The 1,614-nt window shown below is 51.6% G+C and carries 2 tRNA genes, 2 rRNA genes and 1 other annotated feature (1 of these 5 only partly in view); all 4 genes read left to right on the top strand.

Annotation, left to right across the window (positions count from 1 at the left end):
* Positions 1–85: ribosomal RNA gene (locus EDM21_RS24370) — 16S ribosomal RNA — on the top strand; the annotation flags it as partial.
* Positions 86–490: 405 nt separating this feature from the next.
* Positions 491–607: ribosomal RNA gene (gene rrf, locus EDM21_RS24375) — 5S ribosomal RNA — on the top strand.
* Between the two features lie 75 nt (positions 608–682).
* Positions 683–759: transfer RNA gene (locus EDM21_RS24380), tRNA-Ile, on the top strand.
* A gap of 85 nt (positions 760–844) precedes the next feature.
* Positions 845–920, top strand: a tRNA-Ala gene (locus tag EDM21_RS24385).
* A gap of 275 nt (positions 921–1,195) precedes the next feature.
* Positions 1,196–1,614 (top strand) — a sequence feature (23S ribosomal RNA rRNA prediction is too short) (it continues 365 nt past the right edge of the window).

Here is a 1,614-nt window from a genome sequence, read left to right on the forward strand (position 1 = left end):
CCAGCCGCCGAAGGTGGGGTAGATGATTGGGGTGAAGTCGTAACAAGGTAGCCGTATCGGAAGGTGCGGCTGGATCACCTCCTTTCTATGGAGACTCGGGTGCCGAAGCGCACCCAGTCAAGAAGGCCTCGGCCTTCACAACTTCAATCACTCGTTGTCAGTTTTGAAAGGGCAAGCACCTTTCAAGATACAAACCTTCTGGAGTTTGGCGACTCCGGAAACACGCGCAATTCGTNGGTGAGGTAACCGCAAGGAGCCAGCCGCCGAAGGTGGGGTAGATGATTGGGGTGAAGTCGTAACAAGGTAGCCGTATCGGAAGGTGCGGCTGGATCACCTCCTTTCTATGGAGACTCGGGTGCCGAATCGCACCCAGTCAAGAAGGCCTCGGCCTTCACAACTTCAATCACTCGTTGTCAGTTTTGAAAGGGCAAGCACCTTTCAAGATACAAACCTTCTGGAGTTTGGCGACTCCGGAAACACGCGCAATTCGTTTGGTGACGATGGCGGAAGGGAACCACGCGTACCCATCCCGAACACGACCGTTAAGCCTTCCAGCGCCGATGGTACTTGGACCGCAGGGTCCTGGGAGAGTAGGACGTTGCCAAGCGAACCCACTTTGTGGGTTTTTATTTTGCTGAAAATAGCGGGCCGTTGCTTGCTAAGTATGCACAAAACAAAATATGGGCCCTTAGCTCAGCTGGTTAGAGCGCACCCCTGATAAGGGTGAGGTCGGTGGTTCGAGTCCACTAGGGCCCACCATTTAAACTTCATAAGGTAGTATTCGGGAGATTCGGAATAATCGGAATCCACCTCGAAGCCAAGCTTCGCTTTTGAAGTAAAGTTTGGGGCCATAGCTCAGCTGGGAGAGCGCCTGCCTTGCAAGCAGGAGGTCAGCGGTTCGATCCCGCTTGGCTCCACCAACAACTTCCAATCAGAGAAAGTGCAAATTGTGCTTGATCTTACAAAGAAGTCTGTGGTAAGATGTTTCTTGCCGCTTTTAGCGGAAGACAAGTTGTTCCTTGAAAACTAGATAGCGAAGTATGTAACTAGAATCATCCAAAAACCTTGAGGTTTGATGAAGCGAAGTTGTATGGCGCATGAGCGATTTGGCAAGCTTGCTTGCTAGCGTGAATCGGCATAAAGCGGAGCCTGGTCAAGCTAATAAGGGCACACGGAGGATGCCTAGGCGCTAGGAGCCGAAGAAGGACGTGGCGAACGACGAAATGCCTCGGGGAGCCGTAAGCAGGCTTTGATCCNTCCACCTCGAAGCCAAGCTTCGCTTTTGAAGTAAAGTTTGGGGCCATAGCTCAGCTGGGAGAGCGCCTGCCTTGCAAGCAGGAGGTCAGCGGTTCGATCCCGCTTGGCTCCACCAACAACTTCCAATTAGAGAAAGTGCAAATTGTGCTTGATCTTACAAAGAAGTCTGTGGTAAGATGTTTCTTGCCGCTTTTAGCGGAAGACAAGTTGTTCCTTGAAAACTAGATAGCGAATCATCCAAAAACCTTGTTATAGATGATCAGGTATCCGCACTTGTGCGAATGCAAGGTCAAGCTAATAAGGGCACACGGAGGATGCCTAGGCGCTAGGAGCCGAAGAAGGACGTGGCGAACGACG

This window comes from Paenibacillus lutrae (assembly GCF_009757775.1).
GTDB lineage: Bacteria > Bacillota > Bacilli > Paenibacillales > NBRC-103111 > Paenibacillus_F > Paenibacillus_F lutrae.